General features: G+C 42.4%; 26 protein-coding genes. 17 read left to right on the top strand and 9 right to left on the bottom strand.

Annotation, left to right across the window (positions count from 1 at the left end):
* Positions 1–64: 64 nt before the first annotated feature.
* Genes SporoP37_RS06865 through SporoP37_RS06855 form a run of 3 tightly spaced genes read right to left on the bottom strand, consistent with a single transcriptional unit; the run spans position 65 to position 2,498 of the window.
* Positions 65–1,411: an MATE family efflux transporter gene (locus SporoP37_RS06865; protein ID WP_085430585.1), complete on the bottom strand. Its 1,347-nt coding sequence runs from the start codon at positions 1,409–1,411 to the stop codon at positions 65–67.
* Positions 1,408–1,875, bottom strand: coding sequence for a GNAT family N-acetyltransferase (locus tag SporoP37_RS06860; RefSeq protein WP_081242958.1), 468 nt, complete (start codon positions 1,873–1,875; stop codon positions 1,408–1,410). The genes SporoP37_RS06865 and SporoP37_RS06860 overlap by 4 nt, the downstream gene beginning before the upstream one ends.
* Before the next feature lie 53 nt (positions 1,876–1,928).
* Positions 1,929–2,498 carry a TetR/AcrR family transcriptional regulator gene (locus tag SporoP37_RS06855; protein WP_081242957.1) on the bottom strand — a complete coding sequence of 190 codons (570 nt, stop codon included), beginning with the start codon at positions 2,496–2,498 and terminating at the stop codon, positions 1,929–1,931.
* Positions 2,499–2,695: 197 nt separating this feature from the next.
* Here SporoP37_RS06855 and SporoP37_RS06850 point away from each other — a divergent pair, with 197 nt between their 5' ends.
* On the top strand, positions 2,696–4,132 hold the full coding sequence (locus SporoP37_RS06850; protein ID WP_085430584.1) for an NAD(P)H-binding protein: 1,437 nt from the start codon (positions 2,696–2,698) through the stop codon (positions 4,130–4,132).
* A gap of 69 nt (positions 4,133–4,201) precedes the next feature.
* Here the strand turns inward: SporoP37_RS06850 and SporoP37_RS06845 are convergent, their stop codons facing one another.
* Positions 4,202–4,480 (bottom strand): hypothetical protein, encoded by a 279-nt coding sequence (locus SporoP37_RS06845; RefSeq protein ID WP_085430583.1) that lies wholly within the window; start codon positions 4,478–4,480, stop codon positions 4,202–4,204.
* 397 nt (positions 4,481–4,877) lie between these two features.
* Here SporoP37_RS06845 and SporoP37_RS06840 point away from each other — a divergent pair, with 397 nt between their 5' ends.
* The gene (locus SporoP37_RS06840; RefSeq protein WP_081242954.1) at positions 4,878–5,390 is read left to right on the top strand and encodes a flavin reductase family protein; all 513 of its coding nucleotides are present in this window, start codon (positions 4,878–4,880) and stop codon (positions 5,388–5,390) included.
* Positions 5,391–5,463: 73 nt separating this feature from the next.
* Here the strand turns inward: SporoP37_RS06840 and SporoP37_RS06835 are convergent, their stop codons facing one another.
* A complete protein-coding gene (locus tag SporoP37_RS06835) occupies positions 5,464–6,348 on the bottom strand; it encodes a hypothetical protein (protein ID WP_143565476.1) in 885 nt (294 codons plus the stop codon).
* A 218-nt stretch (positions 6,349–6,566) separates the two neighbouring features.
* Between SporoP37_RS06835 and SporoP37_RS06830 the strand changes: the two genes are divergently transcribed.
* The 4 genes from SporoP37_RS06830 (at position 6,567) to SporoP37_RS06815 (ending at position 11,127) form a co-directional block, all read left to right on the top strand.
* Complete coding sequence (locus tag SporoP37_RS06830) at positions 6,567–7,640, top strand: AIM24 family protein (protein ID WP_157118623.1); 1,074 nt, start codon at positions 6,567–6,569, stop codon at positions 7,638–7,640.
* Positions 7,641–7,828: 188 nt separating this feature from the next.
* On the top strand, positions 7,829–8,668 hold the full coding sequence (locus tag SporoP37_RS06825) for a response regulator (RefSeq protein WP_196796877.1): 840 nt from the start codon (positions 7,829–7,831) through the stop codon (positions 8,666–8,668).
* A complete protein-coding gene (locus tag SporoP37_RS06820; RefSeq protein ID WP_085430580.1) occupies positions 8,661–9,698 on the top strand; it encodes a HEAT repeat domain-containing protein in 1,038 nt (345 codons plus the stop codon). The genes SporoP37_RS06825 and SporoP37_RS06820 overlap by 8 nt, the downstream gene beginning before the upstream one ends.
* 4 nt (positions 9,699–9,702) lie before the next feature.
* Complete coding sequence (locus SporoP37_RS06815; RefSeq protein ID WP_085430579.1) at positions 9,703–11,127, top strand: glycosyltransferase family 2 protein; 1,425 nt, start codon at positions 9,703–9,705, stop codon at positions 11,125–11,127.
* Between the two features lie 63 nt (positions 11,128–11,190).
* Here SporoP37_RS06815 and SporoP37_RS06810 read toward each other — a convergent pair whose 3' ends face one another.
* Together SporoP37_RS06810 and SporoP37_RS06805 are read right to left on the bottom strand one after the other, a co-directional pair.
* The gene (locus tag SporoP37_RS06810) at positions 11,191–12,594 is read right to left on the bottom strand and encodes a purine-cytosine permease family protein (RefSeq protein ID WP_081242948.1); all 1,404 of its coding nucleotides are present in this window, start codon (positions 12,592–12,594) and stop codon (positions 11,191–11,193) included.
* Between the two features lie 313 nt (positions 12,595–12,907).
* Positions 12,908–13,804, bottom strand: a complete 897-nt coding sequence (locus SporoP37_RS06805; protein ID WP_158233648.1) for a catalase — start codon at positions 13,802–13,804, stop codon at positions 12,908–12,910.
* Positions 13,805–13,916: 112 nt separating this feature from the next.
* Between SporoP37_RS06805 and SporoP37_RS06800 the strand changes: the two genes are divergently transcribed.
* Positions 13,917–14,465, top strand: coding sequence for a YusW family protein (locus SporoP37_RS06800; RefSeq protein WP_081242946.1), 549 nt, complete (start codon positions 13,917–13,919; stop codon positions 14,463–14,465).
* Between the two features lie 201 nt (positions 14,466–14,666).
* Here SporoP37_RS06800 and SporoP37_RS06795 read toward each other — a convergent pair whose 3' ends face one another.
* Positions 14,667–15,017, bottom strand: a complete 351-nt coding sequence (locus SporoP37_RS06795; protein ID WP_158233647.1) for a DUF3899 domain-containing protein — start codon at positions 15,015–15,017, stop codon at positions 14,667–14,669.
* 188 nt (positions 15,018–15,205) lie between these two features.
* Here SporoP37_RS06795 and SporoP37_RS06790 point away from each other — a divergent pair, with 188 nt between their 5' ends.
* The 6 genes from SporoP37_RS06790 to SporoP37_RS06765 all read left to right on the top strand — a co-directional run bounded on the left by SporoP37_RS06790 (position 15,206) and on the right by SporoP37_RS06765 (position 22,225).
* Positions 15,206–16,936 carry a peptide ABC transporter substrate-binding protein gene (locus tag SporoP37_RS06790; protein ID WP_081242944.1) on the top strand — a complete coding sequence of 577 codons (1,731 nt, stop codon included), beginning with the start codon at positions 15,206–15,208 and terminating at the stop codon, positions 16,934–16,936.
* A gap of 179 nt (positions 16,937–17,115) precedes the next feature.
* Positions 17,116–18,048 (top strand): oligopeptide ABC transporter permease, encoded by a 933-nt coding sequence (opp3b, locus tag SporoP37_RS06785; RefSeq protein WP_081242943.1) that lies wholly within the window; start codon positions 17,116–17,118, stop codon positions 18,046–18,048.
* Complete coding sequence (gene opp3C / locus SporoP37_RS06780) at positions 18,048–19,073, top strand: oligopeptide ABC transporter permease (protein WP_085430576.1); 1,026 nt, start codon at positions 18,048–18,050, stop codon at positions 19,071–19,073. The genes opp3b and opp3C overlap by 1 nt, the downstream gene beginning before the upstream one ends.
* A 15-nt stretch (positions 19,074–19,088) precedes the next feature.
* Positions 19,089–20,153, top strand: coding sequence for an ABC transporter ATP-binding protein (locus SporoP37_RS06775; RefSeq protein WP_081242941.1), 1,065 nt, complete (start codon positions 19,089–19,091; stop codon positions 20,151–20,153).
* Positions 20,153–21,085 carry an ABC transporter ATP-binding protein gene (locus tag SporoP37_RS06770; protein ID WP_085430575.1) on the top strand — a complete coding sequence of 311 codons (933 nt, stop codon included), beginning with the start codon at positions 20,153–20,155 and terminating at the stop codon, positions 21,083–21,085. The genes SporoP37_RS06775 and SporoP37_RS06770 overlap by 1 nt, the downstream gene beginning before the upstream one ends.
* Before the next feature lie 405 nt (positions 21,086–21,490).
* Complete coding sequence (locus tag SporoP37_RS06765) at positions 21,491–22,225, top strand: YtvA family blue-light photoreceptor (protein WP_081242939.1); 735 nt, start codon at positions 21,491–21,493, stop codon at positions 22,223–22,225.
* A 50-nt stretch (positions 22,226–22,275) separates the two neighbouring features.
* Here the strand turns inward: SporoP37_RS06765 and SporoP37_RS06760 are convergent, their stop codons facing one another.
* A complete protein-coding gene (locus tag SporoP37_RS06760) occupies positions 22,276–22,800 on the bottom strand; it encodes a DinB family protein (protein WP_232329823.1) in 525 nt (174 codons plus the stop codon).
* A 44-nt stretch (positions 22,801–22,844) separates the two neighbouring features.
* Here SporoP37_RS06760 and SporoP37_RS06755 point away from each other — a divergent pair, with 44 nt between their 5' ends.
* The 4 genes from SporoP37_RS06755 (at position 22,845) to SporoP37_RS06740 (ending at position 26,211) form a co-directional block, all read left to right on the top strand.
* On the top strand, positions 22,845–23,483 hold the full coding sequence (locus SporoP37_RS06755) for a pentapeptide repeat-containing protein (RefSeq protein ID WP_085430573.1): 639 nt from the start codon (positions 22,845–22,847) through the stop codon (positions 23,481–23,483).
* A gap of 149 nt (positions 23,484–23,632) precedes the next feature.
* Positions 23,633–24,178 carry a GNAT family N-acetyltransferase gene (locus SporoP37_RS06750; protein ID WP_085430572.1) on the top strand — a complete coding sequence of 182 codons (546 nt, stop codon included), beginning with the start codon at positions 23,633–23,635 and terminating at the stop codon, positions 24,176–24,178.
* Positions 24,179–24,277: 99 nt separating this feature from the next.
* Entirely contained in the window at positions 24,278–24,943 is a 666-nt protein-coding gene (msrA, locus tag SporoP37_RS06745) for a peptide-methionine (S)-S-oxide reductase MsrA (RefSeq protein ID WP_232329822.1), read from the top strand.
* A gap of 95 nt (positions 24,944–25,038) precedes the next feature.
* The gene (locus SporoP37_RS06740; protein ID WP_085430571.1) at positions 25,039–26,211 is read left to right on the top strand and encodes an MFS transporter; all 1,173 of its coding nucleotides are present in this window, start codon (positions 25,039–25,041) and stop codon (positions 26,209–26,211) included.
* The last annotated feature ends 8 nt before the right edge of the window (positions 26,212–26,219 follow it).

Genomic DNA, 26,219 nt, shown 5'->3' with positions numbered 1-26,219 from the left:
GGGGGTGCTGTCGTTTAGAGAATCTGCATAGGCGGGTACAGTGAATCGGTGAGCCGACGTGATTTTATTGAGGTAATGAATGTCGTGCAGCATTTCGCTGATACCAATAGATCCCGGCAAACACGATAAATTCTGATGCGGGAATTGACAGCCAAATACCGTTCAATCCAAAGAAACGAGGCAAGATCATCAGGAAAATCAGCATAATGATGATTTCTCGTGACGCCGTGATCCATGTGGCCATACGGACGTTGCCGACAGATTGATAATAAGTCATCATCACAAAATTTGTGCCTGTAAACAAATACGCAATGAAGAATAAATTAATTCCCGTTGCGGCCAATTCACCGATGTTTTTAGGGAAGTCTCCGAAGATAGACACGATGGGGCCTGCAGCAAATTGTCCGACTAAGAAGAATGTAATGCCGGCAGCTGCAACTGTAAATGTGGCTTTTTTCATCGTTTCTTTCATCCGCACGCGGTTACCTGACCCGTTGTAATAACTGATGAGCGGCTGAATCGCACCTCCCATTCCGAGGAAAAGCATCAGCATAACGCTGTGCACATAGTTCAAAATGGAGAATGCCGCAACGCCTTCTGTACCGGCCATGCGTTCAAATGCAATATTATGTGAAATAGTAAAAACTGAAATACCTAATTCGGAAAGAAAGCTTGGGAATCCGATGAAAATGATCGCAGTGAACAGCTTTTTATTAAACGTACACTTCACCAATTGTAAATTATTGCTCTTTCTAAAGAAATGTGTGACCAGCACGAGCATACCGAGGAAAGAAGCGATGATGGTTGCCAGCGCAGCGCCTGTAACGCCATAATCAAAAATAAAGAGAAACACATAATTCAGTATGATGTTAACGACAGACGTGACGATTAAGCCTGCCATGGAAAGGGTGGGCGCGCCGTCATTTCGCACAAAAATACTGAATGTATTCTCGACAGTGAAAATAAATCCGAACAATAAAATGACAAATAAGTAATCAGAAACATAAGGGAACGTCGTTGGATTAGCTCCAAGTGCATAAGCAAGAGGTTCCCGAAAAATAAATGCGGTTAGCCCCAGAATGATAGTAATTAAGAAAATTGATAAAATGGCGTGTGTGAAAATGGATCTGGCTTTCTGTTTATCCCTGACACCCATTGCCATGGAATATTTTGTGGCGGCGCCAATGCCAATCCAAAGAGATACGGCAAAAAAGATCGTATAAACGGGAGCCGAAATTCCGACTCCCGCTAAAGCTTCTGCACCCAATCGGTTACCGACCATAATGCCGTCCGCCACAATATTTACTGCCATCAGCAGCATGCCAATTGTTGAAGGAATTAAATAGCGCAAAAAAATACGTCCTACCGGTTCAGTGTCCATCCGATCCAATTTGGGTGAAGAAAGGCTCATTGCACAGGGCTCCTCCGCAGATCAAGTTCCATGATGAGACAAGGGAATTCACCTGCATCGTCTATTTTTCCGTTAAGTACGAATCCGAATTTTTCATATAAACGCTGTGCTTTTTTATTATCGGGATAAATACTTAAATAAATCATGTCACATTGATATTTTTCTTCCATTCTGGTTAATAGAAGTGTAAGGAATCGGCTGGCATAGCCTTTTCCCTGATGATGCTGATCAATCATGAAGCGGTCGAGCCACACATGGCCGCTTTTTTCTTCGCGCCCATGCATTGCATAGCCAACGAGCTCCTCTCCATCATATAATCCAACAGATTTCCATTCAGGTTCAAACTGTGATTGAGCCAGTGAAAATGAATTGCTTTCTATAAAATTCTTTTGGTTTTCATGAACGGATAAATAGGCAACTTCTTGCCAATTTTCATTCGTTACCTCACTTGCGTGGAGGCTCATAATTCCATCTCGCTTTCAATTTTTTGTGAAACCTAAAAACTATTTTTGTTTTATCAGTTTTTTACGCCGTCGTCCTTCTTAATAAAACCGAACAGCAGAATATCGACAATAGAGTCCAGCGCCTCGGTTACCGTAATGCTGTTCTCGTAGAAAAACTTGCGGTCGAGTGTGGAGTTTGTTGCGTCGATGATCAGCTTCATCAGCAACGGAACATTTTGATTGGCAATAATCCCTTCACGGATTCCTTGTTCAATCAATTCACGCAGTTCATCCCATTCGTGAAGAGCAGCGTGAACGCGTTCCCATTGCGCAGGGTGCGTTTTTTTCATCTGATCAAGAATTTGCCAGTTATAAAAATCATTATATTTAGGGATGACCGTAATGGCCCGCTTGATCTTCTCTACCAAGCCTAGTTGCGGATCTTGCATGATCAAAGCTGTCTTCTCGTCAAATTCCTGTAAAGTTGAATCAATAATTGCGTCTAATATTTCCGTTTTAGAAGAGAAGTGCTGATACAATGTGCGCTTGCTGATGCCCAGTCTGCGGGCTAAGTCATCCATTGTAAATTTCATGCTTTTTTCATGAATCTCTTCTAAAAAAGCTTTCATGATGCGTGCTTTCATCTATCGTACCCCTATCGTTATATACAGAGAAAAACTATAAAAACAAAAATAGTTTTCATCGTTCTAATCTAGTATAAGGAATATTGATATGAAAAGCAAAGACTGCGCTTGCTGAAAGTATTAAATTGACAATTACGCTTACTGATTAGTAAATGCGGGTAGTTTGATTGTATACGTACGAGGAAAGGCGGAATATTATGGGGAAAAATCACTTAGTTGTCGCCGTTGCTGGTGCCAGCGGCTATATCGGCAATAATTTATTGAAAAAGCTTAAAGGAAGAGCAAAAGTAATCGGCTTATCACGCAATGGGAATCAGAGGCAAAGTACTGAAGATGTGGAGTGGCGGTCTTGTGATCTGTTTTCGATGAAGGATGCAGAAAAAAGTCTTGCTGGTGCAGATATTGCTGTATATCTCGTTCATTCCATGCTGAAATCAGCTCGGCTGACTCAAGGCACTTTTGAAGACATGGATGTTATATTAGCCGATAACTTCGCGCAGGCTGCTAAAAAGCAGGGCATCAAACAAATCGTCTATTTAGGCGGTATTATTCCAGATGAAGAGATTGGAGACTTATCTCGCCATTTGAAGAGCCGTTTGGAAGTGGAGAGGGTTCTGCGTTCGTATGATGTGCCTGTTACGGCATTGCGTGCAGGATTGATAGTCGGCCCGAAAGGTTCATCGTTTCCCATCTTGTCTAAGCTTGTCAGGAGACTGCCGGTAATGATTTTACCTAAGTGGACACGTTCAAACACCCAGCCGGTAGCTCTTGAAGATGTGATTAAATCATTGAGTTCGCTGATACTGGATTTTGAACCTGCACAGCGCTCAATTGATGTAGGCGGACCGGAAGTGATGACATATAAGTCTATGATGGAAAAGACAGCTGAAGCAGCAGGGAAATCATCGCGAATGATAGATGTGCCTTTCTTTTCGTTGAATTTATCGAGGTTATGGTTACGGCTCGTTACACAGACGCCTAAGGAGATTGTCTATCCGTTAGTTGAAAGTTTGCGACACCCAATGGTTGTCAGCCCATCACGTTACTTGGAAGGTATCAGTAACGGCAAGATCCCTTTTATGCAAGCGGCAAAAGAAGCGCTTGATGCAGAAAGTAAGGATAAGAATCGCTCGAATAGAAAACCTTCAATGGGGCCGCTTAAACAAGACGTACGTTCAGTTCAGCGTATTGAGCTGCCTTACAGCTGGACTGCTGATGAAACAGCGCGTTATTATGTCAAATGGCTTGCTGCTTTTTTAAATCCTTGGATTAAGACCGATGTAGATGATCAGTTGAATTGCCGGATCGGCTTTCTTGGTAACCGGACACTGCTTGCCTTGAGTTATTCTGCAGACCGCAGCACAAAAGACCGTTCACTGTATTATATTACGGGAGGACTGTTAATGGATCCGGATTCCAATGAACGCGGCAGAATAGAATTCCGGAAGATTCCGGGTTCTAATGAGGTCATTGTCGCAATTCATGACTACTTGCCATCCATTCCGTGGTTTATTTATTACGCAACACAAGCAAATATGCATACATTTGTTATGGCGAGTTTCCGTCGCCATATGAATAAACTCGGAGTCATTGAACGTGACCGGTTAGGAATTGTTGCATCAAACATTATATAAAAGGAAAAAGCAGCCGAATTTGATTCTTCGGCTGCTTTGTACTATTCATCTTTGTGAAAATATAATAATTTATTTTGTTTCCGGACTTACATCTGCATCCGGATCGACCTCGGCATCTGGGTCAACTTCCGCATCCGGATCGACTTCAGTGTCCGGTTCCATATCTACTTCGGGCTCTGTATCTGCGTCATCATTCGGCGTCACATCAGCCGGCTGATCTACATCGATATCGTCATTATCATCAATGACCGGGTCATCATCTCCGCACGCGCTGAGGACGCCGACAGATAATATTGCTGCTGCTCCAATTTTTAATAAATTGTTTTTCTTTAGCTTATTTAGATCCATTTAAGGTATCCTCCTCTAATTGTTTGATAGATTTGCTATGTGTATAATATCCGGTATTTGATCTTGTAAACATTGAACCTGTTAAATGAAACTTTCGTCTTATCCCGGAACAATAATTCATTTTATCATCTGTTGTAAAAGGAAAATAATGATTAAACGATGTACCCAGTTTAGTGAAAACAGAAAGAAAATCACAATAAATGCTGAGAGCCAGTATGCAATACAGCATGGCAGATGGGTCAACGCGTGCATAAACTGATAGAAAAGGATAAAGTAAGCTGAGAATAATGAATAATGACGGAAAAAGTGCTATGATGGGAAAAGAGCTGTCTATTTCAAGTGGACTGGACATGTTCCGTCACTGGAAGTAGCGAATGAATAAAGGAGAGAATATTTTATGAAAAAAGAAGAACAACAAAACTTATTCAAGGAAATTATGGGGAATTATCCTACAGGTGTCACAGTCGTCACTGCGGTAACAGAAGACGGCACGCCGGTTGGATTGACAGTAAACTCGTTTGCTTCAGTATCCTTAGACCCCATGCTTCTCTTGTGGTCAATTGATCATAGAGTTTCATCTATTAAAGCATTTACAGAAGGCGGTAAATTTGCGGTTCACGTACTGGCTGGAAATCAGCAAGAACTTTGCAGTACGTTTGCCAGCCGTGTAGAAGACCGTTTCTCTACATGTAAATGGGAAATGTCCGACCGCGGTGTTCCAATTATTGAAGATGCATTCGGCGTATTCGAATGTAAAACATTCCAAACGATTGAAGCGGGAGATCATACAGTGATTATTGGTGAAGTCGTTGACTTGCACATTGACAAGCAAAAAGATCCAATGCTTTACCACCGCCGAGTGTTCGGTTCAGTGCCGCCTGTATTTTATGAGCAAGACGGAAAAGCCTGAATCTCTGATGCCTTACAATACAATACGAAAGCCGTCCCTTTCCAAAGGTGACGGCTTTTTGCGTATGTAATAGTTATTTCCGTTTCATCCAGCTTTCCAGCGAGTGAATCGCAATCCCTCGGAACTCTTCGGAATGATTAAATGCATTCTCCGCTTCTTTCAGCTGCTTATCCATATACGCGTTATTTTTGCCGAAGAAAGACAAGTAATCCCCTTCAAAAGACTTACTTGTTTCCACCGCGATGCGTGCTTCTTTTCCTGCTTGGCTCGCATAATCCATTTCGCTTTGCGCTAAGCTGATTATCCCGTTTCGTCCGTTTGCTTTATTGCGGTATGCCATTACGTTAATGCTGTCTGACTGATCAATCAGCCACTCAGATAATACCCCTTCGCCCATAGAAGTTGTGTAAAACGTGGTATCGAACCAAAAGGGAATATCGATTCCGAAATGGAGGTTGAGGAGAGCTGCCTCACCTGCGGCCAAATGAATGCTTTGCTGATAGCTGTCTATGGTCTTTTGTATGTCGGTATTCCAGTCTGGTAAGATGTAAGGTTCGATATCTAAGTGTATGCCCGCAAATTGTTCTGTTTCATCGGACACCGACTGATATGTTTCTATCCAGCGAAAAAAGTCTTGAACGGATTTTTGATCAGTTGTCCAATGCGGAGCACCGTCCAAGGCGTGAACTTCTATAGTATGCTCGTTTGCCTGTCTGATGAAATGCTGATACGCATCGTCGGGTATATCTGTATTCACTTGCAAATAAAGTATTGAAACATTTTTTCTGTTCATAAAATCAATTAAATCATCGGATCTGTCTGTTATTTGATGAGTGTGCCAAAGCCAAGTTGCTTTCGGCTGATCAGCACGCATAGTCAACATAGGTTTGAGCCAAATAAAATTAGTAATAACCAATAGAAATACCGCCACCCAAATAATTCGTCCCTTTTTAGTCAATATATTCACCTTTCTCTGTTAACCTCTAGTCAATTTGCTATACACATTAGTTTAGGCCTACCATTATATTTTACATCAAGAGATGTGAAAAAGTATAGTATATATAGACTAATAAATTTCTGTTAAGTAATTGTTTGCTAGAGTAGTAGATGATATAATAATACTAAAATATGGTTATTTAACGGTTGTCGATATATATATGAAGGAGAGACAGATCAGTGAAAAAAATAGTGATAGCCATACTTTTGATCTTCCTCGTCCTTTCACCACGGATTTATTGGACTGTCAAAGAGGAGAGAGTTTTGGATATAGCAGTTATCGATAAATCTGTTGCAAAAGAAGATTTTCGTGAGCACAAGGGGCTGTTTCATATACTCAAAGGCAAGAAAGTCGTCCGCCCTGATGGGGAATTGTATGATTTTACTACTGATTATTATGGTTTTGACCCGTTTCAGCAGAAAGCGCTGGAGCCATTTCGCGCACGCCCTCTGGATATGATTTATGTGGCTGACACATACGGAGTATTCAGCGATGATGTAAAGAAGCAGCCCGATGGTCAGCGTTCTGAACTTATTTACGGAGGTATGGAATTACCGGAGTGGAATGAGCTGATGGACAGTAAAGCGGAAAGCACAACATTAATAGCGGAATTTAACAGCTTTGCATCACCTACAAGTGAAGAAGTCAGTATCGTGATGCAGAAGAGTCTGGGGATAACGTGGACGGGGTGGATCGGCCGTTACTTTTCGGACTTAGCAAATGAAGAAATACCGCAATGGCTTGCAGAAGGATATAAAAATCAGACGGACAAAGAGTGGGTTTTTGCCGGGCCAGGCCTGGTATTTGTCCATACGTCAGGGCAGATTATTGTTTTGGATGGCCAAGAGAATAAAAGTGCTGCCCATTTCCAGCTGACGGCAGCAGGGAAAAAGAAATTTCCTGATGTCTATTCCTCTGATTATCTTTATTGGTTTGACGTGGTAGAACCGGCAGAGCAGACAGAAGTGCTGGCAACGTATGAATTTGACCTGACTGAAAAAGGACGCAGTGTGCTGCAGGGAGCTAATATACCTGAAACATTCCCTGCTGTGCTGCACCAGAATCAAACCCGCACGTATTATTTTGCGGGAGATTATGCGGATTTTGACAAACAGCCAATTTTGAAATGGCAGGGAATTCATAACGTCTATAAATATTTTGCGGAGGATGTGTCTGCATTTTATTGGCTGACATACTTTCCGATGATGAAAACGATTTTGGATGAAACCTATGAAAGAAAGACTAAAGGATAGTTGGCAGCTAATCCGATGTTTTCTCTTTGCTGCCTTGCTCTATTTTACAGCCCAAAGAGTACGGATAGCTGCATAAATCAGTAATACGGAATACCGTTTGCAATAACGAAAACTCCGCGGGCTCTCGCAGTAAAAACTTACGTATAGATATTCCAGCAGCTGATTTGCTGACGAAGGGTGTAATGAGAATGACAAATAAGGAACGTAATATAGTGGATGCAGCACTTTTTCCGCAGTTTTTCATGTGGCAGAAAGCAAATACAAAACGCTTTCGGCAAACATTCACATTGGTGTTCGTGAAAAGTCCGGACAGCCCGGCAATCAAACAGTTAGTCCTAAGGCAAATCAGGGATTCAGATCTGCTGTTTAGTTTTCCGGCAGGTGAGCCGGATATTATTTTAATGGCAAATACAAGAGAAGAAGAAGCGGATGTGTTCATCGAAAGGCTGCGTCAAACGGAAGATTCCAGAACATATCGGGTAGGGATTGCAGTTGTTGAAATCCGCAATGGCGACGTAACACTGGAAAATATACTGCAGACGGGATCTGACGCAGTAAACCGTGCAATTCAATTAACCGGAAATACTCCGTTTGTCAAAGAACGTTCGTTCAGAAAACTGGAGCAGCAGATAATACGTATCAGCATAATTGATGAAGATCCTGTCGTCACGACGGTCGTTCAGAAATTGGTGGAACGCGTATCGATTAAACAACTTGAACTGGAAATAAAAGTGTTTCATGACGGACAGTCATTTTTGGACTCTGCCTGGTATGAGTCTTCCCATACACATTTGGTCATCGTGAACGATATACTGCCCAGGAAAAATGGTTTGGAAGTGCTCTATGCATTGCGGCAATTACCAAATACACAAAAGTATCATGTGTTTATGATGACCAAGCGTAAGAATGAAGCGGAAATGATATTCGCTTATGAACACGGAGTAGATGACTATATAACGAAACCATTTAATCCGAATTTATTTGAAGCGCAAATAAAGAAAGTGTTGAACCGAATTTATTATGGATAAGTTATTATTGACGCTGCTGCTGATCATCCTGTTCATACTGCTCATTCTCTTTATTATGTTTTTTGTTCTTGTATACTACCGTATTCAAGAAGTAAAAAAGAAAGAAAAGATTGCAGATTATATTAAAGAGCGCCAGGACGAATGGTATGACTACTTATTTAGAGATAATCTGCAGGCTGAAACACTTATGCCGAAACACACTGTGGAACTGGAAGCAATTGATGAATTATTTTTCCGTCTCAGCTATCATTTTGCATCCGAAGACATCAGCGGAAAAATGAATGATTTCGCAAAGCGATATATGTCCGGCTACTACACTAAGCAATTAAACAGCCGGAGTGCAGGAGTCCGTATTAATACGCTAAATAAAATAAAATTATTTAATTTAACTTTTATTGCGGAAGAAGTATTGAAACAGCCGCAACGAAAGAGAAAATATTCTAAAACAGAGTATTTACTCATTTACGCGATTATTGCGAGGTTTTCTGCAGCTGAATTCGTTGCTCATTTTATTTGTCCGCAAGTTCCGCTTGGAGAATTTGACTATAAAAAGCTTCTTATAGAATTGGAGAAATCACAGATCGATTTACTGGGTGAGAAATTCGATGAATTGCCTGAGTTGCTTCAACTGACGCTGATTGAGATTGCAGGAGTCAACTATTACTTGGATTGGCTGCCTCTGCTGCATCAATGTCTGGACAGCACAAATCAAGAATTACGCATACGGGCACTAAAAAGTATTGCCGAGCTCGAAGTTGCGGACGTTCTGACGCTGTATAAAGAATTCGCATATTCACCGGTATGGGAAGAGCGTCTGATGACAGCGAAAATACTCCGATCCGCCCCGGCAGAAGATGCGCTGCCTGTATTAAATCAATTGATAGGAGATTCCGTCTATCAAGTTCGTGCCCAGGCTGCGAAATCTATGAAGTCATTAAGAAACGGTCAGCAAGCACTATATTCTGTCATCACTACATCATCAGATGAGTTTGCCGTGGATGTAGCGGAAGAAATGTTCGGAAAGGAGTAATGAGATGAATTTACCTGCTATTACTTCTTCAGTATTTGCATTTGTCGACTATATCCTGCTGATTTATATGCTGGCTGTCATTTTTGCATACACGTCTATGCTGATCATCGCGTTTACACAGCTGATGAAAGAGCGGAAACTGCAGAAAAACCTGTCAGATGAGGAAGCAGTCGATTTCATCTATACACAGCCTGTCACTATCATTGTACCTGCTTATAATGAGCAAGAAGGGGTGCTCGGTAATATTTATTCGTTATTGGCGCTGCAGTATCCGCAGTTTGAGATATTGGTGGTGAATGACGGCTCAACGGATAATACAGAAGACATTGTGATTGAGCATTTCAATATGAAGCCGATTCGTAAAGTAGTGAATCAGCAGCTTGCCACGCAGCCAATTGAGGCGATGTATCAATCTGTTATGCATCCGAATCTTTTGCTGATTACGAAAGTGAACGGCGGGAAAGCTGATGCACTTAATGTTGGGATCAACGTGTCGCAGTATCCTTATTTCTGTTCAATTGACGGTGACTCCATTCTGGACCGCAATTCATTGCTGCGGGTGATGAAGCCGATTATGGAGTCAAACAAGGAAGTGATAGCGACAGGCGGCAACGTAAGGATTGCGAATGGTTACGAAATACAAATGGGACAGGTAGTCAGGGAAGGGCTTCCAGATTCAGCTGTTGTGAGGATGCAGATTATAGAATACATGCGTGCTTTCCTGATGGGACGCATGGCGCTCAGTAAGTTTAATCTCGTGTTAATCATTTCAGGTGCATTCAGTGTGTTTTCAAAGAAATGGGTGCTGCAAGCCGGCGGGTATGCGAGAAATACAGTCGGTGAGGATATGGAGCTTGTAGTCAAGCTTCATGAAGAACTGGCGGATCGCAAAGAAGATAAAGAAATCGTCTTTACGCCAGATCCTGTCTGCTGGACGGAAGCTCCAGATTCTTTTAAAGACTTGCGCACCCAGCGCCGCCGCTGGCATCAGGGGTTGGCCGAGAGTCTTTGGCTCCATAAGAAAATGGCGTTTAATCCGAAGTACGGTACAGTAGGGTTGTTGTCTATTCCGTATTTCTTGTTTATTGAATTGCTTGGGCCGCTGATTGAACTGGCAGGCTATGCTTATATAGTTCTCTCTTTCTTCATGGGAGAGGTCTATATAGCCTTTGCGGCGATACTGGGCTTATTATTTATCTTGTATGGCTCATTGTTTTCTATGACCTCTGTTTTACTGGAAGCATGGAGCCGGAACACCTATCCAAAAATTAATGATTTGCTGCGCCTGGTTTTGCTGTCGCTCACCGAAGTGTTTTGGTACCGTCCGCTGACGCTGTTCTGGCGCGCAGAAGGAATTATTCGTGCATTAAGAGGGAAGCGTGACTGGGGACATATTAAACGCACAGGATTGTCGGAAGAACGTAAATGAAAAAGTGCCTGAAAGACCATAGTATTGGTCTTTTAGGCACTTTTTGATTGTATTAACCAGTTATTATCTAATTCTGTCCTCTGCGGTAATATCGTTTGGTTCACGCTGTAAATAATATGAACCTTTCGTATAGACGGCGATGACTACTGTCAATATAGCTGCAAGCAGCGCGGCAAAAAATGCTGCGGTTGACTGCAGGAATATTCCAAGCAGACCAGAAGCGGCAATTGTACCAAATGCGCTGGCTGCAAGAAGTGATACGACGCCTACAGGGTTCCATTTATACAGGAATCTCTGTCGTGCCACATAATAATCAGGTCCAATTTTCAGCCACTTTTTGACGATGAGTGCATCCGTCACCAAGATAGCAGCCCAGGAGAATAAAAACACCCCTTGGAAAGTCATTACGGTATCCAGATGATCCACAATTCCGCCGAGCATCAGTAAAATGGCGGTAACAGCGGAGACGACAACCCAAAATCTGCGTCCTGGAGTGAAACGAAGCACATTTTCGAAGAAATTGGACAATGAAAGTGAACTGCTGTAAATATTGGTAACATTGATTCGTAACTGCGTCAGCATAGTGAATAATGCACCGCCGATACCGAGCAGCAGAACGATGTAGACACCCGGATCCTTCTCGAGGAATCGTACACCAAACCATATTCCAAGTCCGCCCATCACGCCGTAACAGAAAATCTGCGGAATAAAACCAATCGCAAGGGAACCGAATTTTCGGTCTGAAGGTTTTAAGAAACGTGCATAGTCTGAAGCAAGTAAAGCGGTTAATCCCATAATCCCGTTATGCATACCGATACAGAATAACAGGGCTGTACCGCCAAACTGTACTCCTTCCGGCATGTATGAGAAAACAGATCCGGTGTATACTGCGGGTTTAATGAAAGAGACCACGATAGCTGTAACGAGAAATATCATAAATATTGGCATAGACCATTTCTGCAGCTTGTCCAATTGTTCGATTCCGAACCAGTTAAGCGGAATGACTAATGTTCCGAATACCACAATCAGAACCCATTCAGGCAAACCGGGAACGAAATGATGAACTGCTGAGACAAGTATCAAGCCTTCAAATGCACAATACATAATAAAGTTTGAAGCGTAAATCAGAGAGGTGAGTGAGGCGCCAATATAGCCGAAACCGCCGCCCCGCGAGAGTAAATTGACATTCATGCCCGATTTAGCCGATAAATATGCAATTACTGTACCAAGCAAGCCAGCTACGATAATTGCATAAATTGCAGAAGCGATGGCGTTTGGTGCGCCAAATTGCAAGGCCATCACGCTGCCCATTTGAAAATAAAAGATGGCAGTTGCGATACCGAATGTAATATTCGTTATGCTTAGCCAGCTTTTTGTCCGGTCTTCAATTGGCACACGGTCCAGGGTGTAATCCTTTTCTTCTTCATCTACTGTATTATCCAGTATCATTTGTTCTTCCTTTGTCATACACATCAGCTCCTTGTAGTGAGTAGTCAACCCCTTCTGCCAGTCTGACTGGTGAATTCTTATTTATAAAGAATTGCTTTTATTCCGCACGTTGAATTGACACGATGCTAGTTTAACAAGGGTGTGATGAAAAAATCAAGTTTATCAATACGGTATAAAAGTATGATTGTTTATATTACGGTTGTGAATAATTTAAAAATACAATGGAAATTGAAAGAATTGACAAACTGTGTGTGAAATATTTGGTGAAAATATTAAATTATCACATCGGATTATTACCGCCAATAGATTGCGGGCGTTCTCTTATATGAATCTATTCGAGTGCACCGCGCCGTCTGGCTGATTCTGCATAGGCGGCAGAGCGGAAGTGCAGAACCGGATCTTCACTGCACTTTACACCTTCAACTACCACTGTCGGATCAAAGACAATAGATTCAGCATTATCGGCACGCACGGCAGTCAATGTAAGGATGCCTGCCTCAATTTTCTTTCTGTCATTAGGCCACATAACAGTAGGATCATCAGTTGGGTCCCCTTTTTCAGCAAGCTGTATGAGCAGACGAAAGCGTATGGGGATTTCCGCTGACTCTACTTCTCGGATAAGTTTGTTTTCCATAGAGTTGCCTGATAAAGTCCGGTCATTTTGAGGCAGGGGCTGCCATTCAAATCGCACAGCCTGTTTCCGCTGTTCTTGATTCACTAGGTAGTATGCATGGATGGAGTAATAATGTAAGGTCTCATAATTGCGAAACGGTTTGATCTTCTTCAAAATAGTGCCGAATGCTTTATATTCGGCGTCTTGCAACAATGATTCGAAGCGCTGCGGCCAGGAGCCCGAAGCGCCAAGTGCCTGGATTAGGCGAATGAATGCATCAGGTGTTTTACTGATGAAGATTGGAATATTGGCCATTGTAAGATTTGTAAAGTTATCATCAGGTAATTCAAAGCGAACCGCCATACCTTTAATTGGATTCAGCCGCTGGTTTGGATCAGCACTTGTGGAGCTGTGAGAGAAACGAACGACAGCGGGCACTTCTTTTTTTTGTAAATGGGCTGCGACAGTCCAGGGCATTGCAGCACCGGTCGGCAAAAACACGGCATCAAAAGCGATGCCGGCCGCATGGGCCCGACGTAAATGTCTCTCTGTTGGAACAGCTGATTCAATCGAATCAATAGCCTCTTTTGCAGTTGCCAGGTATTTTTTGTCCATTCGATTCACTCCTTTACTTACCAACATACCCTTCATTAAATAAAACTAATCGATTAAATAATGAAAATCGGGGAATTACTATAAGGAATACAATATACAGGAGGAATTTATAATGAAACGAGCATTACTGACCGGAATTTCTGTCATGGCACTCAGTCTGGCGGCATGCGGGACGGACGCCGCAAAAGACACGGGAACAGAAAACAAAGATGCAGCATCAGCGCCTGTGGAACAGCCATTAGAACCTGCCACTGATGAGACAACGCAAAATTCTATGGGTGAAGGCGAAACGGAAGGATCAGCAGATTCTGCGGCAGGCAATATGGAAGCAGATATGAAGCAGCTTTCATTTAAAGAAATTGAAGTAGAGGTTTCATATGACAAGGACATCGAATACGAAGCAGAAATTGAACAAGATGAAAATGAGCCTGTAAAAGCGAAAGTAGAGGACGAAGTAAATAACGTGCATTTGAAAGGGCAGGAAGCATTTGACGACATATATCCAAAAGTGAAACAGCTAAGTCTGACGAAAGACAGTACAAATGAAGAGGCAATTGATCAGGTGCTGAAAGTCTTTAATCTGGATGCGAACTATACAAAGTTCGAAGTCAAGATTACGTTTAATGATGGCGGCAAACTGAAAGTAGAAGACCGTAAATAATGGAAATAACGCAGCGCTCCTGTAAAGGAACGCTGCGTTTTAATATTGAGAACATCGGTAAAACATATCTCTTATGTATGTAATAGTTTTTAGAAAATAATAAGAGAAAAATGAAAGCGTTTGGTGAACATTCAGTACATATATCCGTCAGGGAGTTAAGACGATTATTCCATTCAGTATATTTGTTCAAAAAATCCTTACTTATTGCTGTATATAATACACCACAAGCGCAACAATCATTAGAACAAAAGCAGGCAAGCCGGCTATAAAAAACCATGCCGGATTCGCTGACATTGCTTCACTGGGAGCACGCATGGAATCGAGCACTTCTCTCTGCCCTTTAGGCGCAAATACTTTCCGTGTACTTTTCATGAAAAAGTCGAAAGAACCCGTACGGATAATGAATACTGCACCGCCGATAAAGAGCAGAAAACCACTGACGAAAAATGAAGTGTTAATATAGCCGAGCAGTGAGATCCGGCCGTATACTGAATATGCTGCGATAATAATCATCAATTGAGATATAAGAAATATAATAACATTACGGTTCATTGAAATCCTTCTTTTCATTAATAGTGTAAGCAACTACTGTATATCATACAAGAAACGGGTCAAATTGTGTAGAATCTTCATCAATAGTTTAAAATTAAGATAATTATGTTGTTAGCGTTTACATTTATATGTTTTTCTTGTATAATTAAAAAGCTAGTACTTCAAAAACAAAAGGGGAGGTCAACAATTTGAAGAATAAGAAGTGGCTTTTACTTATGGCACTCACGTTAGTGCTAAGTATGTTCTTGGCTGCATGCGGCGGATCCAAAAATGAAGATAAGCCGGCAGCGGACGGAGATGACAAGGACAACGAAGAGGCAACTGAAGAAAAACAGCATCCGAAAGACGAAGACGGAGAACCTGACGCTGAGCAAGTACTATACTTGGCTGAATCTGCTGCTATTCCATCTGTTGACTCATCAATCGTAGAAGATCAGGTTGGCTTCAACGTATTGAACAATATCAATGAAGGTTTATACCGTTTAAACCAGGAAAATATTGCTGAACCTGCAATGGCTGCTGAAGAAGCAGAAGTAAGTGAGGATGGACTGACTTATACATTCAAACTTCGCGATGCAATGTGGTCTGATGAAACACCTGTTACAGCTGACGATTTCGTTTATGCTTGGCAGCGTGCAATCGACCCGGCTACAGGTTCACCATACGGACCATTCATGATGTCTGGCGTAGTAAAAAATGCGACAGCTATCTCTGAAGAAAAAATGGAAGTGTCTGAGCTTGGAGTTAAGGCTGTAGACGAAAAAACGTTTGAAGTAACACTGGAGCGTCCGGTACCTTACTTCTTGTCACTGATGTCATTTGGAACATTCTACCCGCTGAAAGAAGAGTTCGTAACTTCTAAAGCTGATGCATACGCAACAAATTCAGAAAATCTTCTGTCAAACGGTCCATTCGTTTTAACAAAATGGGATGGTACTGGTGACAGCTGGACGTATGTTAAGAACGAACATTACTGGGATGCAGAAAACGTAAAGCTTGATGAAATTCATGTAAACGTTGTAAAAGATTCTGCAACTGCAGTAAAGCTTTATCAGGATGGCAAGCTAGATCGTGCAGGAGTTTCCGGCGACTTGGCTATGCAGTATCGTGATGACGCGGAAGCAGTAATTCAGCCGGAAACGTCTGTATTCTACTTCAAGTTTAACCAAGAGCGCGGTGGAGAAAAAACACCACTTGCGAACGAAAATATCCGTAAAGCAATTGCTAAAGCGTTCGAGAAAAATGACATGGCTGATGTAGTACTGGCTAACGGTTCATTGCCTGCGAACTTCCTAGTTCCAACAAACTTTGCATTTGATGAAGATGAAAAAGATTTCCGTGAGCTGAGCGGAGACCACTTGGAGTATAATGTGGAAGAAGCACAAGAACACTGGAAAAAAGGTTTAGAAGAATTGGGTGTTGACTCTCTTAAATTAGAAATTCTGGGTGGAGACACTGAGCTTTCTAAGAAAATGGACGAGTACTTCAAATCTCAATTAGAAACAAATTTAGAAGGTCTTTCAATTTCATTGAAAGAAGTGCCGTTCTCTGTACGTCTTGACTTAGATGGTAACCAAGACTATGATATTCAAGTATCAGGCTGGGGACCGGATTTCCAAGACCCGATTTCATTCTTGGATCTATTCGTAACAGATGGCACAAACAACTTAATGTCTTACTCTAATCCTGAGTACGATAAATTGATTGAAGATTCCAAAGGCGAGCTGGCACTTAAGCCTAAGGAGCGTTATGAAGCATTTGCAAAAGCCGAGAAAATTCTTCTTGATGAAGACGCTGCCATCGCACCGATTTATCAGCGTGGTTTGATCTTCCTGCACAAGCCATACTTTAAAGGCTTAGTAGATCATCCGTTTGGAGCAGACTACTCATACAAGTGGGCATACATCTCCGGTAAATAATAGCAGCAAAGTATGTATGTAAGTTTCATAGGGGAGAGTATATGGGAATTGATATTCCATATACTCTCTTTTTAGTAACATCGAATAGTTTAAATATTTCAAATGGTGCATTTTGTCGGAAATTGTAGAATAGCTAAATGAATATACAGAAAGAAACTTTCTTGGAGGTGTAACGTACCGTGGTTAAGTATATTGGAAAACGTATAGTATATATGTTCATAACGCTGATGTTAATTGCAACGGCCTCTTTTTTCCTCATGCAAACATTGCCGGGTTCACCAATCGCTTCTTATAACAAATTAAATGATACACAGAAAGCGATTGTTGAAAAGAAGTACGGGATCGATAAACCAAAGCCCGTACAATACGCAATTTATATGAAGAACTTGGCAAAAGGTGATCTGGGAACGTCCTTTGTATTTAAAGGGAAAAGTGTCAACGATCTATTGGCTACAAGATTGAAACCTTCTTTAATCTTGGGAGCGCAAGCGATGGTCTTCGGGACGATTGTCGGAATCCTGCTTGGTATGCTTGCAGCATTGAAGCATAATACATTCTGGGATTATGGAAGCACCTTCTTTGCCATACTCGGTATTTCCATTCCGTCCTTTGTATTTGCGTCATTACTGCAGTATTGGATTGCTTCTGAATGGCATCTGTTACCGGTCGGTTTGTGGAATGACGGTTGGAAGTCCAGTGTCCTGCCATCGCTTGCACTCGCTATGGGGCCGCTAGCCCTATCCGCGCGTTTCATACGGACTGAGATGATAGAAGTATTAAATTCAGATTATATTATATTGGCTAAAGCAAAGGGAGCGAACGGTTTCGAAATCGCTTTTAAACATGCTTTCCGAAACGCGCTGATTCCATTAATCACAGTGCTCGGGCCATTGGCTGCCGGATTGGTTACAGGCTCGCTCGTTGTAGAACAAATTTTTGCTATTCCGGGAATTGGTGAACAATTCGTATCGTCTATCATGACGAATGATCATGCAACAATTATGGGTACGACGCTATTGTTCTCTGCCTTCCTTATTTTAGTTATTTTTATTGTGGATATTTTATACGGAATTATTGATCCGCGTATCCGCGTGGCGGGAGGTAAGGGATAATGAGCAACGAATTTGAAGAAAAGAAAATAACGCAGGAAGACTTTGAACGAATCACAATTGACGCTGATAAAGCAGAACGGATAGAAAAACCAAGTTTGAGCTTTTGGCAAGATACATGGCTTGGTCTTCGTAAAAATAAAGCCGCGATCATCAGTATGGTCATACTATTATTGATTGGGCTGATGGCATTAATTGGTCCGTATTTAACTGGGCATGCCGGCGATGCGCAAAACTTGCGCCATGCCAACCTGCCTCCTAAAATTCCGGGGATTGAAGCGACAGGTTTCTTTGATGGAGAAGGTAAACTCGCAGGTAAAAAAGTAAACTTGTATGAAATGAAAAAGGTCGATGAATATTATTGGTTCGGTACAGATGGTCTCGGCCGCGATTTATTTACACGGCTCTGGGAAGGTACTCGTGTATCCCTGTTTATCGCATTTGTTGCAGCGGCAATTGATATGGTCATCGGTGTTGCATACGGCGGGATTTCAGGATACTTCGGCGGCCGCACCGATGACATTATGCAGCGGATCGTTGAAATACTAATCGGCATACCGACTTTGATTGTTGTCATCTTAATGATCATGATTATGGATCCGGGTATAGCTGCAATCATTGTCGCGATCACCATAACCGGCTGGATTGGAATGTCACGGATTGTCCGTGCCCAAACATTGAAATATAAATCCCAGGAATTCGTTCTTGCTTCACGCACACTTGGAGCTAAGGATGGAAAAATTATTACCAGACATTTATTGCCGAATATGCTTGGTATTATCATCATCAATACGATGTTTACAATTCCGAACGCGATTTTCTTTGAAGCATTCTTAAGCTTTATTGGAATCGGGCTTCAGCCGCCGGCGGCATCGTTAGGTACATTGATTAATGATGGCTATAAAGTGATGGAGAACCAGCCGTATGTCCTTCTGTTCCCGGCGCTTGTCATCAGTATTTTAATGATTGCATTTAACTTGATTGGTGACGGACTGCGCGATGCGTTAGATCCGAAGATGAAAGATTAAGAGGAGGAGAGCAAGTTGACAAAAATTTTAGAAGTAAAAGACCTCGAGCTTTCCTTCCATACATTTGCAGGTGAAGTGAAAGCGATCCGTGGAGTGAACTTTGATTTGCTTACAGGTGAAACACTCGCTATCGTGGGAGAGTCAGGATCAGGAAAATCGGTAACGACAAAATCAATCATGCGCTTGCTTCCTGAGTCAAGTGCCGAATATAAAAACGGCGAAATCATATTTGAAGGAAAAGATTTAACGAAAATTCCTGAAAAGGATATGCAGAAAATACGCGGAAAAGATATATCAATGATTTTCCAGGATCCGATGACGTCATTAAATCCTACGATGACGATCGGCAAACAGATCATGGAGCCGATTTTAAAACACCAGAAGCTAAATAAATCACAGGCTAAGGAAAAAACGATTGAATTATTGAATCTCGTGGGTATTCCGAATGCTGAAAATCGCTATAAAATGTACCCTCACCAGTTTTCAGGCGGTCAGCGTCAGCGTATCGTTATCGCAATTGCGCTCGCATGCAACCCGAAAATACTGATAGCTGATGAGCCGACGACGGCACTTGATGTAACCATTCAAGCGCAAATATTAGAATTAATGAAAGAAATTCAAAGCAAAATTGATACATCTATCATCTTCATCACACATGATCTGGGCGTTGTAGCAAACGTTGCAGACCGTGTGGCAGTGATGTATGGCGGCAGAATTGTGGAGATCGGCACAGTTGATGAAATCTTCTATAATCCGCAGCATCCTTATACATGGGGATTGCTTAGCTCAATGCCGTCCATGGATTTGGCGGATCAAAAGCTGTATGCAATTCCGGGGACGCCGCCTGACTTATTGAATCCGCCAAAAGGGGATGCATTCGCACTGCGCAGTGAGTATGCAATGAAAATTGATATGGAGCGTCAGCCGCCATTCTTCAAGGTGAGTGACACGCATTATGCAGCGACGTGGTTATTGCACGAACAGGCGCCGCAAGTTGAACCGCCTGCGGTGATTATTGAGCGGATGAAAACATTCCCTGGCAGTCGATACTATGTCGATCAGACTGGAGGTACTGTGTAATGACAGACCAATTAATTGAAGTGCGAAATCTGAAACAATACTTTAATGCAGGAAAAGCATCTGAAGTCCGTGCAATTGATGATATCAGCTTTACAATCAAGCGCGGCGAAACATTTGGCCTGGTGGGAGAGTCGGGATGCGGCAAGTCTACAACAGGCCGTACTATGATTCGACTGTATGATGCAACGGCAGGACAGGTTCTCTATGACGGAGTAGATGTTCACGCACCGAAAAGCAAACAAGAAAATCACGCCTTGAACCGGAAGATGCAAATGATCTTTCAAGATCCTTATGCCTCTTTGAATCCACGGATGAAAGTGCTGGATATTATAGCAGAAGGACTGGATATACACGGTCTGGTGAAAGGCAAGAAAGAGCGGAAACAACGTGTCATTGAGTTGCTCGAAACCGTTGGATTAAACCGTGAACATGCTGAGCGTTATCCCCATGAATTTTCAGGCGGCCAGCGCCAGCGCATCGGAATTGCCCGTGCATTGGCTGTTGACCCTGAATTCATCATCGCAGATGAACCCATTTCTGCATTGGACGTTTCCATTCAAGCGCAAGTTGTGAACTTGCTGAAGGAGCTTCAGGAAGAAAAAGGTTTGACGTATTTATTTATCGCACACGATTTGTCGATGGTGAAATACATTTCTGACCGGATCGGTGTAATGTATTTTGGTAAACTGGTGGAGATGGCCCCGGCAGATGAATTATACCGAAATCCAATGCATGCTTATACAAAATCTTTGCTGTCAGCAATTCCGCTGCCGGATCCTATTTATGAGCGTTCACGTGTACGCAGACCGTATAATCCGAAAGACCATCAATATGGGCCGGATGAAAAAGTAGAATTCCGCGAGGTTGCTCCTGAACATTTTGTGTTATGTTCGGAAAAAGAATTCAAAGCGATGCAGGCTGCACGTATATAAAACGGAGGAGGCTGGGACAAAACTAAAAAAAGTCCGTTCCCCTGCGCTCCAAAAGGCACGCTTTCCGCGGGGCGCGCTTGAGCCTCCTCGTCGCTGGCGCTCCTGCGGGGTCTCAACATTCGCGCTAAATCCCGCAGGAGTCGGCCTTTTTCCGCTCCGGTCCACTCAAATGCTTTGCAAAGTATTTAATAAAAAATAGACATAAAAAAGCGTAAAGGAATAAACTTTACGCTTTTTTTATATTTTGTCCCAGTCTGTTTATTTTAAAAAGAAATTCGGCGAACTATTCAAATTTATTATACAAAACGCAAAAGCATATGCTACGATAAAACAATAACAAGTATTTGATATGGATGGGATGTGTAGAGAATTAGAAACTTACCGGATACAGTACAAAGACAGCTGATGGAAGCGTTAATTGACGGCAGCCGGGTTTCGGCGCTGGTTACCGACGTCTCCCTTGAAGACAATCCTATAATCTATACTAATAAAACTTTTGAAACTATGACGGGATACACGCAAGAAGAAGCGCTTGGCCGCAACTGCAGATTTCTTCAAGGTGCAGATACGGATCCGTCCAGTGTGATGAAAATCAGAAGAGCAATTTCAGAGAGAGTGCCAATTACAGTCGTACTGAAGAATTATAAAAAAGACGGGACAATGTTTTGGAACCGTCTCAGTATCCGTCCGGTTGTGATCGAAGGCAAAGACTATTTCATTGGTACGCAGACAGACGTCTCGGTGCAATACAGACAGATAGAAGAATTACATAGTAAAGACAATGAAATCGAACAGCTCATGCTGCCGATCATGATGATTTATGACAATCTCGCTGCCGTTTCATTAATTGGTCAAATGAATGAGGAACGCTTTAATCTTTTAATCATGAAACTGAGCGACTTCGTACATTCCCGGGAAGTGGATCATGTACTTCTAGATATTACGGGGCTATATTGGGAGGAAGGCACATCGATTGACCGGTTGCTGGAAATTCAGCAAGTACTGGATTTAATGGGCAGTCAGCTCTACATTACAGGTGTGTCACCGCAGCTTGCACGAAAACTGGCAGCAGTAAAGGATCCGGCAGAAGTGCTGAAAACTTTCGCCAGCATACAGCAGGCACTTCAGCATATTCACTAGCAATCAGAAAAGACCTCTGCCGCAATATAAAGTTGCAGCAGAGGTCTTTATCAAATACCAAGTTGTTCTTTCACTTCTTTAATTTGTTCAATATGACGCAATTCATGATACCCTACAAAAGGAATCCATTGTTTGAGATTCATCTCGCCGAAAACAGGATGCGGATGAGATTTCACTTCCAAATGTTCAGCAGGCGTGTTCTCTGCCAACACATGTAATGCAGAGTGGGTGGCTGATAATTGCGCTTTCAATTCCTCAAGCGCGGAAAAGTCCCCGGTGGGTGTTACGAAATCGGGTGCCTCTACTTTGGTGGAGCGTTGAACAGCGAGTTGAATCGGTTTATCTGTGGCCAGATTTTGCTCATTGGAGGCGAGCCGGGTCTGTATAATTTTCGTTACCCCGCCTTCCATGAGGCAAAGGTGCTGCAAAATCTGTTTAACGGACCATCTGTCTTCGGCTGGTTTCCGGTTAATATCTTCATCGGACAGATGTTCAACCTGAGCCAGAAGCTGTTTTCGTGCTTGATCATTGATTTCCATAATCGTCACCCCTTTTCGCAATAATACCATGTACATAATTGTAAGTCCTGTAACAGAACTTAGAATAAGGAGTCGGTAAAATGAAACGTAATCAGCCCCGAATACCAGAACAATTGACATCTGTACAATTGCAGGATGCAATGCATGAAGAGGATCCTTATGTACTGAACGCCAGCGTTATAGATTCCAGACTGGATGGACAGACCATTGAGCGTGCTCATTTTACAGCTGCGCACATTAAGAACACCAGCTTTCAAGGTTCGGTGTTACCCGGATTATTTCTAACGGACGTACGGTTTGAGAACTGTGATTTTTCCAATGCGGACTTGACAGGGATCAGTATTCACCGCGCCAGTTTTCACAATTGTAAAATGCTCGGTGTAAACTTTACAGAAGCGCGGTTCACGGGCGTTCTGTTTGAAGAATGTATATGCAATCTGTCAGCCTTTGTCCATGCAAAGTGGGAGAGGGTATGGTTTGAAACGTGTCAGTTGAAAGATGCGGACTTCTTCGACTGTAAATTAAAACATACTTATTTTGCAGAATGTAACTTAGAGTCATGCAGTTTTGATGAAACACCGCTGAAAGGTGTGGAGCTAAGAACGTCAGAATTTGAACATATGACCATATCGATGGAAGATTTGGACGGATGCATTGTGTCTTCGGTTCAAGCCGTGCAATTTGCGGCAATGATGGGTTTAGATATTCGCGATGAATGAGGTGGACCAGAAATAATAGTGAGCCGCTCCGAGTATATTGAAGCAGACTGCTTATTAGTATTATGGCTATCTCTAATTACTTGGCATAATCATATAGCTATTCAGGGAATTTGTATGTCCAGCAGGTATATGACGAAAGGAGCTTAACTATGTTTGTACATCATGTAACAGATGATATATCTTTGAAATTAATGAGCCAAAAAGATGCAGGAGAGCTGTTTGCTTTGGTCGATCAATCACGGGGGCATCTGCGGGAATGGCTGCCGTGGGTCGATTCAATAAAAAGTGCAGATCAGTACGGTCCGATTATTACTGCGTGGCTGCGGCAATTTGCTGAGGAAGATGGATTTCAGGCAGGGGTTCTTTATAAGGGCGAGTTAGCCGGCATGGCCGGATTTCATTCGGTGAACTATGTAAATAAACAAACGAGCATCGGCTATTGGCTTGCGGAAGCGTATGAGGGAAAGGGCATTATGACAGCCGCAGTATCTTCACTGCTTGACTATGCGTTTGATGAATATAATGTACACCGTGTCGAAATCAGATGCGGGGCAGGTAATAGGAAAAGTTTCGCTATACCTGAACGTTTAGGTTTCCATAAAGAAGGGGTCATCCGTGACGGAGAATTCCTGTATGATCACTATCATGATTTAATTGTGTACAGCAAGTTGAAGGAAGAATGGAAAAAACATTAAAAGTCATCATATATTTTATGCAGAGTCCCAGCCAAATGGACTCTGTTTTTTTACCGTCATTTTTTGGTATAGTAGAACTAAGCAAAGGAGTGAATCAGCTTGTTTACTGTCATTGAAGCAGAGAAAGAATTAATCTCCAATAGACAGCTCGAAACCGCGACGTTTGGTATGGGCTGTTTCTGGGGTCCAGAAGCCCGGTTTGGCAGTCTGCCGGCTGTCATACGAACTCGAACAGGCTACGCAGGAGGAACAACGGAAAATCCGACGTATAGAACGATGGCTGATCATACAGAAACAGTGGAAATTGATTTTGATCCGGCAATAAGCAGCTTTCAGGAAATACTGCTTCATTTTTGGCGCAATCATTATCCAAATCGCGATCAATATAAGGGACAGCAGTATGTATCCTCGCTGCGCTATCATAACGAACAGCAAAAACGGACTATTGAACTGGTGAAGGCGGAGATGGAAAAAGAACTCGGTGAAATAATTGAAACAGAAATCACACCATTGGCTCACTTTACGTTAGCTGAGGAACGCCATCAAAAGTATTATATAAAACGCTACCCAAAAATACTCGAACAATTACAATCACTCTATCCAACTGAACAGTCTATGAGAAATTCCACTTTTGCTGCCAGACTGAATGGATTTGTCAAAGGATTTGTCACGCGTGATCAAATTGTAACTGAAATTCAGTGCTGGCCGGTCGCTGAAATTGCACGACGGCAGCTTATTGAACATTTTTTGAATTTGAAGTGGTAAAACATGAATAACACACGTCTTTACTTCTTGTAACTTCCTTCCGTGCTTGCTATGATGTTCCAATATCAACTTAGAAAGAACGTAGGAGAGAGTACATGAAAAAGGAATCTATTACGTTAGGGCTGCTGTTGACCAATTTACTGATTGCTTTTTTAGGAATTGGACTGGTTATTCCTGTCATGCCGAGATTAATGAACGAATTACATATAACCGGTACGGTAGTGGGCTATATGGTTGCGATTTTTGCCATGGCCCAGCTGCTCGCTTCTCCTATTTCAGGAAGGTGGGTTGACACTTTCGGCCGAAAGAAAATGATTGTAGCCGGCCTGGTGATTTTCAGTTCATCCGAGTTCCTGTTCGGGATTGGACAAACATTACCTGTTCTTTTTGCATCCCGTATTTTAGGCGGCATCAGTGCGGCATTCATCATGCCGGCTGTGACTGCGTTTATTGCAGATATCACTACAATGGAAACGCGTTCCAAAGCATTAGGCTTCATGTCGGCGGCTATTTCTACAGGGTTTATTCTCGGCCCGGGAATAGGCGGTTTCTTAGCAGGCTTTGGCACGCGGGTCCCGTTCTTTTTTGCGGGCGGACTCGCTTTATTTGCAGCCGTCTTTTCCTTCATTGTCCTGCGGGAGCCTGACCGCTATCAGGAAGCGGTGACGGAGGACGAAAGTAAGCCTGGATTAAAGCGTATCTTTGCTCCGCATTATTTTATTGTGTTTATTATTATTCTTATTTTATCTTTTGGTTTGGCTTCGTTTGAATCGATTTTCAGTTTGTTTGTTGACCATAAATTTGGCTTCACACCAAAAGATATCGCCATCATCATTACAGGAAGCGGACTGGTCGGAGCCGTTGCACAAGTGCTGCTTTTTGATAAACTTGCGAGAACAATTGGTGAAAAGAGACTGATTTTATTCTGCCTGATATTTTCTGCATTTCTCGTGTTCCTGGCAACATTCGTGCAAAGTTATTTCGCTGTGCTTGCGGTAACGATGATTATTTTCGTAGGGTTTGACCTCATCCGTCCTGCTGCCACTTCCTATCTGTCCAAAATCGCGGGAAATGAACAGGGATTTGTAGGCGGAATGAACTCGATGTTCACAAGTATCGGTAATGTTTTCGGACCTGTTATAGGGGGAGCATTATTTGACATTGATGTGGATTATCCGTTCTACTTCGGAGCATTCGTCCTGCTGCTTGGGGTAGCACTGAATTACTTGTGGATTAAAAGGACGCCGGCATTCAGACCGAATATATAGGGGGAGAT

The sequence above is a fragment of the Sporosarcina sp. P37 genome (assembly GCF_002109365.1).
In the GTDB taxonomy this organism is placed as follows: domain Bacteria; phylum Bacillota; class Bacilli; order Bacillales_A; family Planococcaceae; genus Sporosarcina.
The sequence above is the reverse complement of the archived record's forward strand: the minus strand, read 5'-3'. Positions and strand labels throughout refer to the sequence as shown.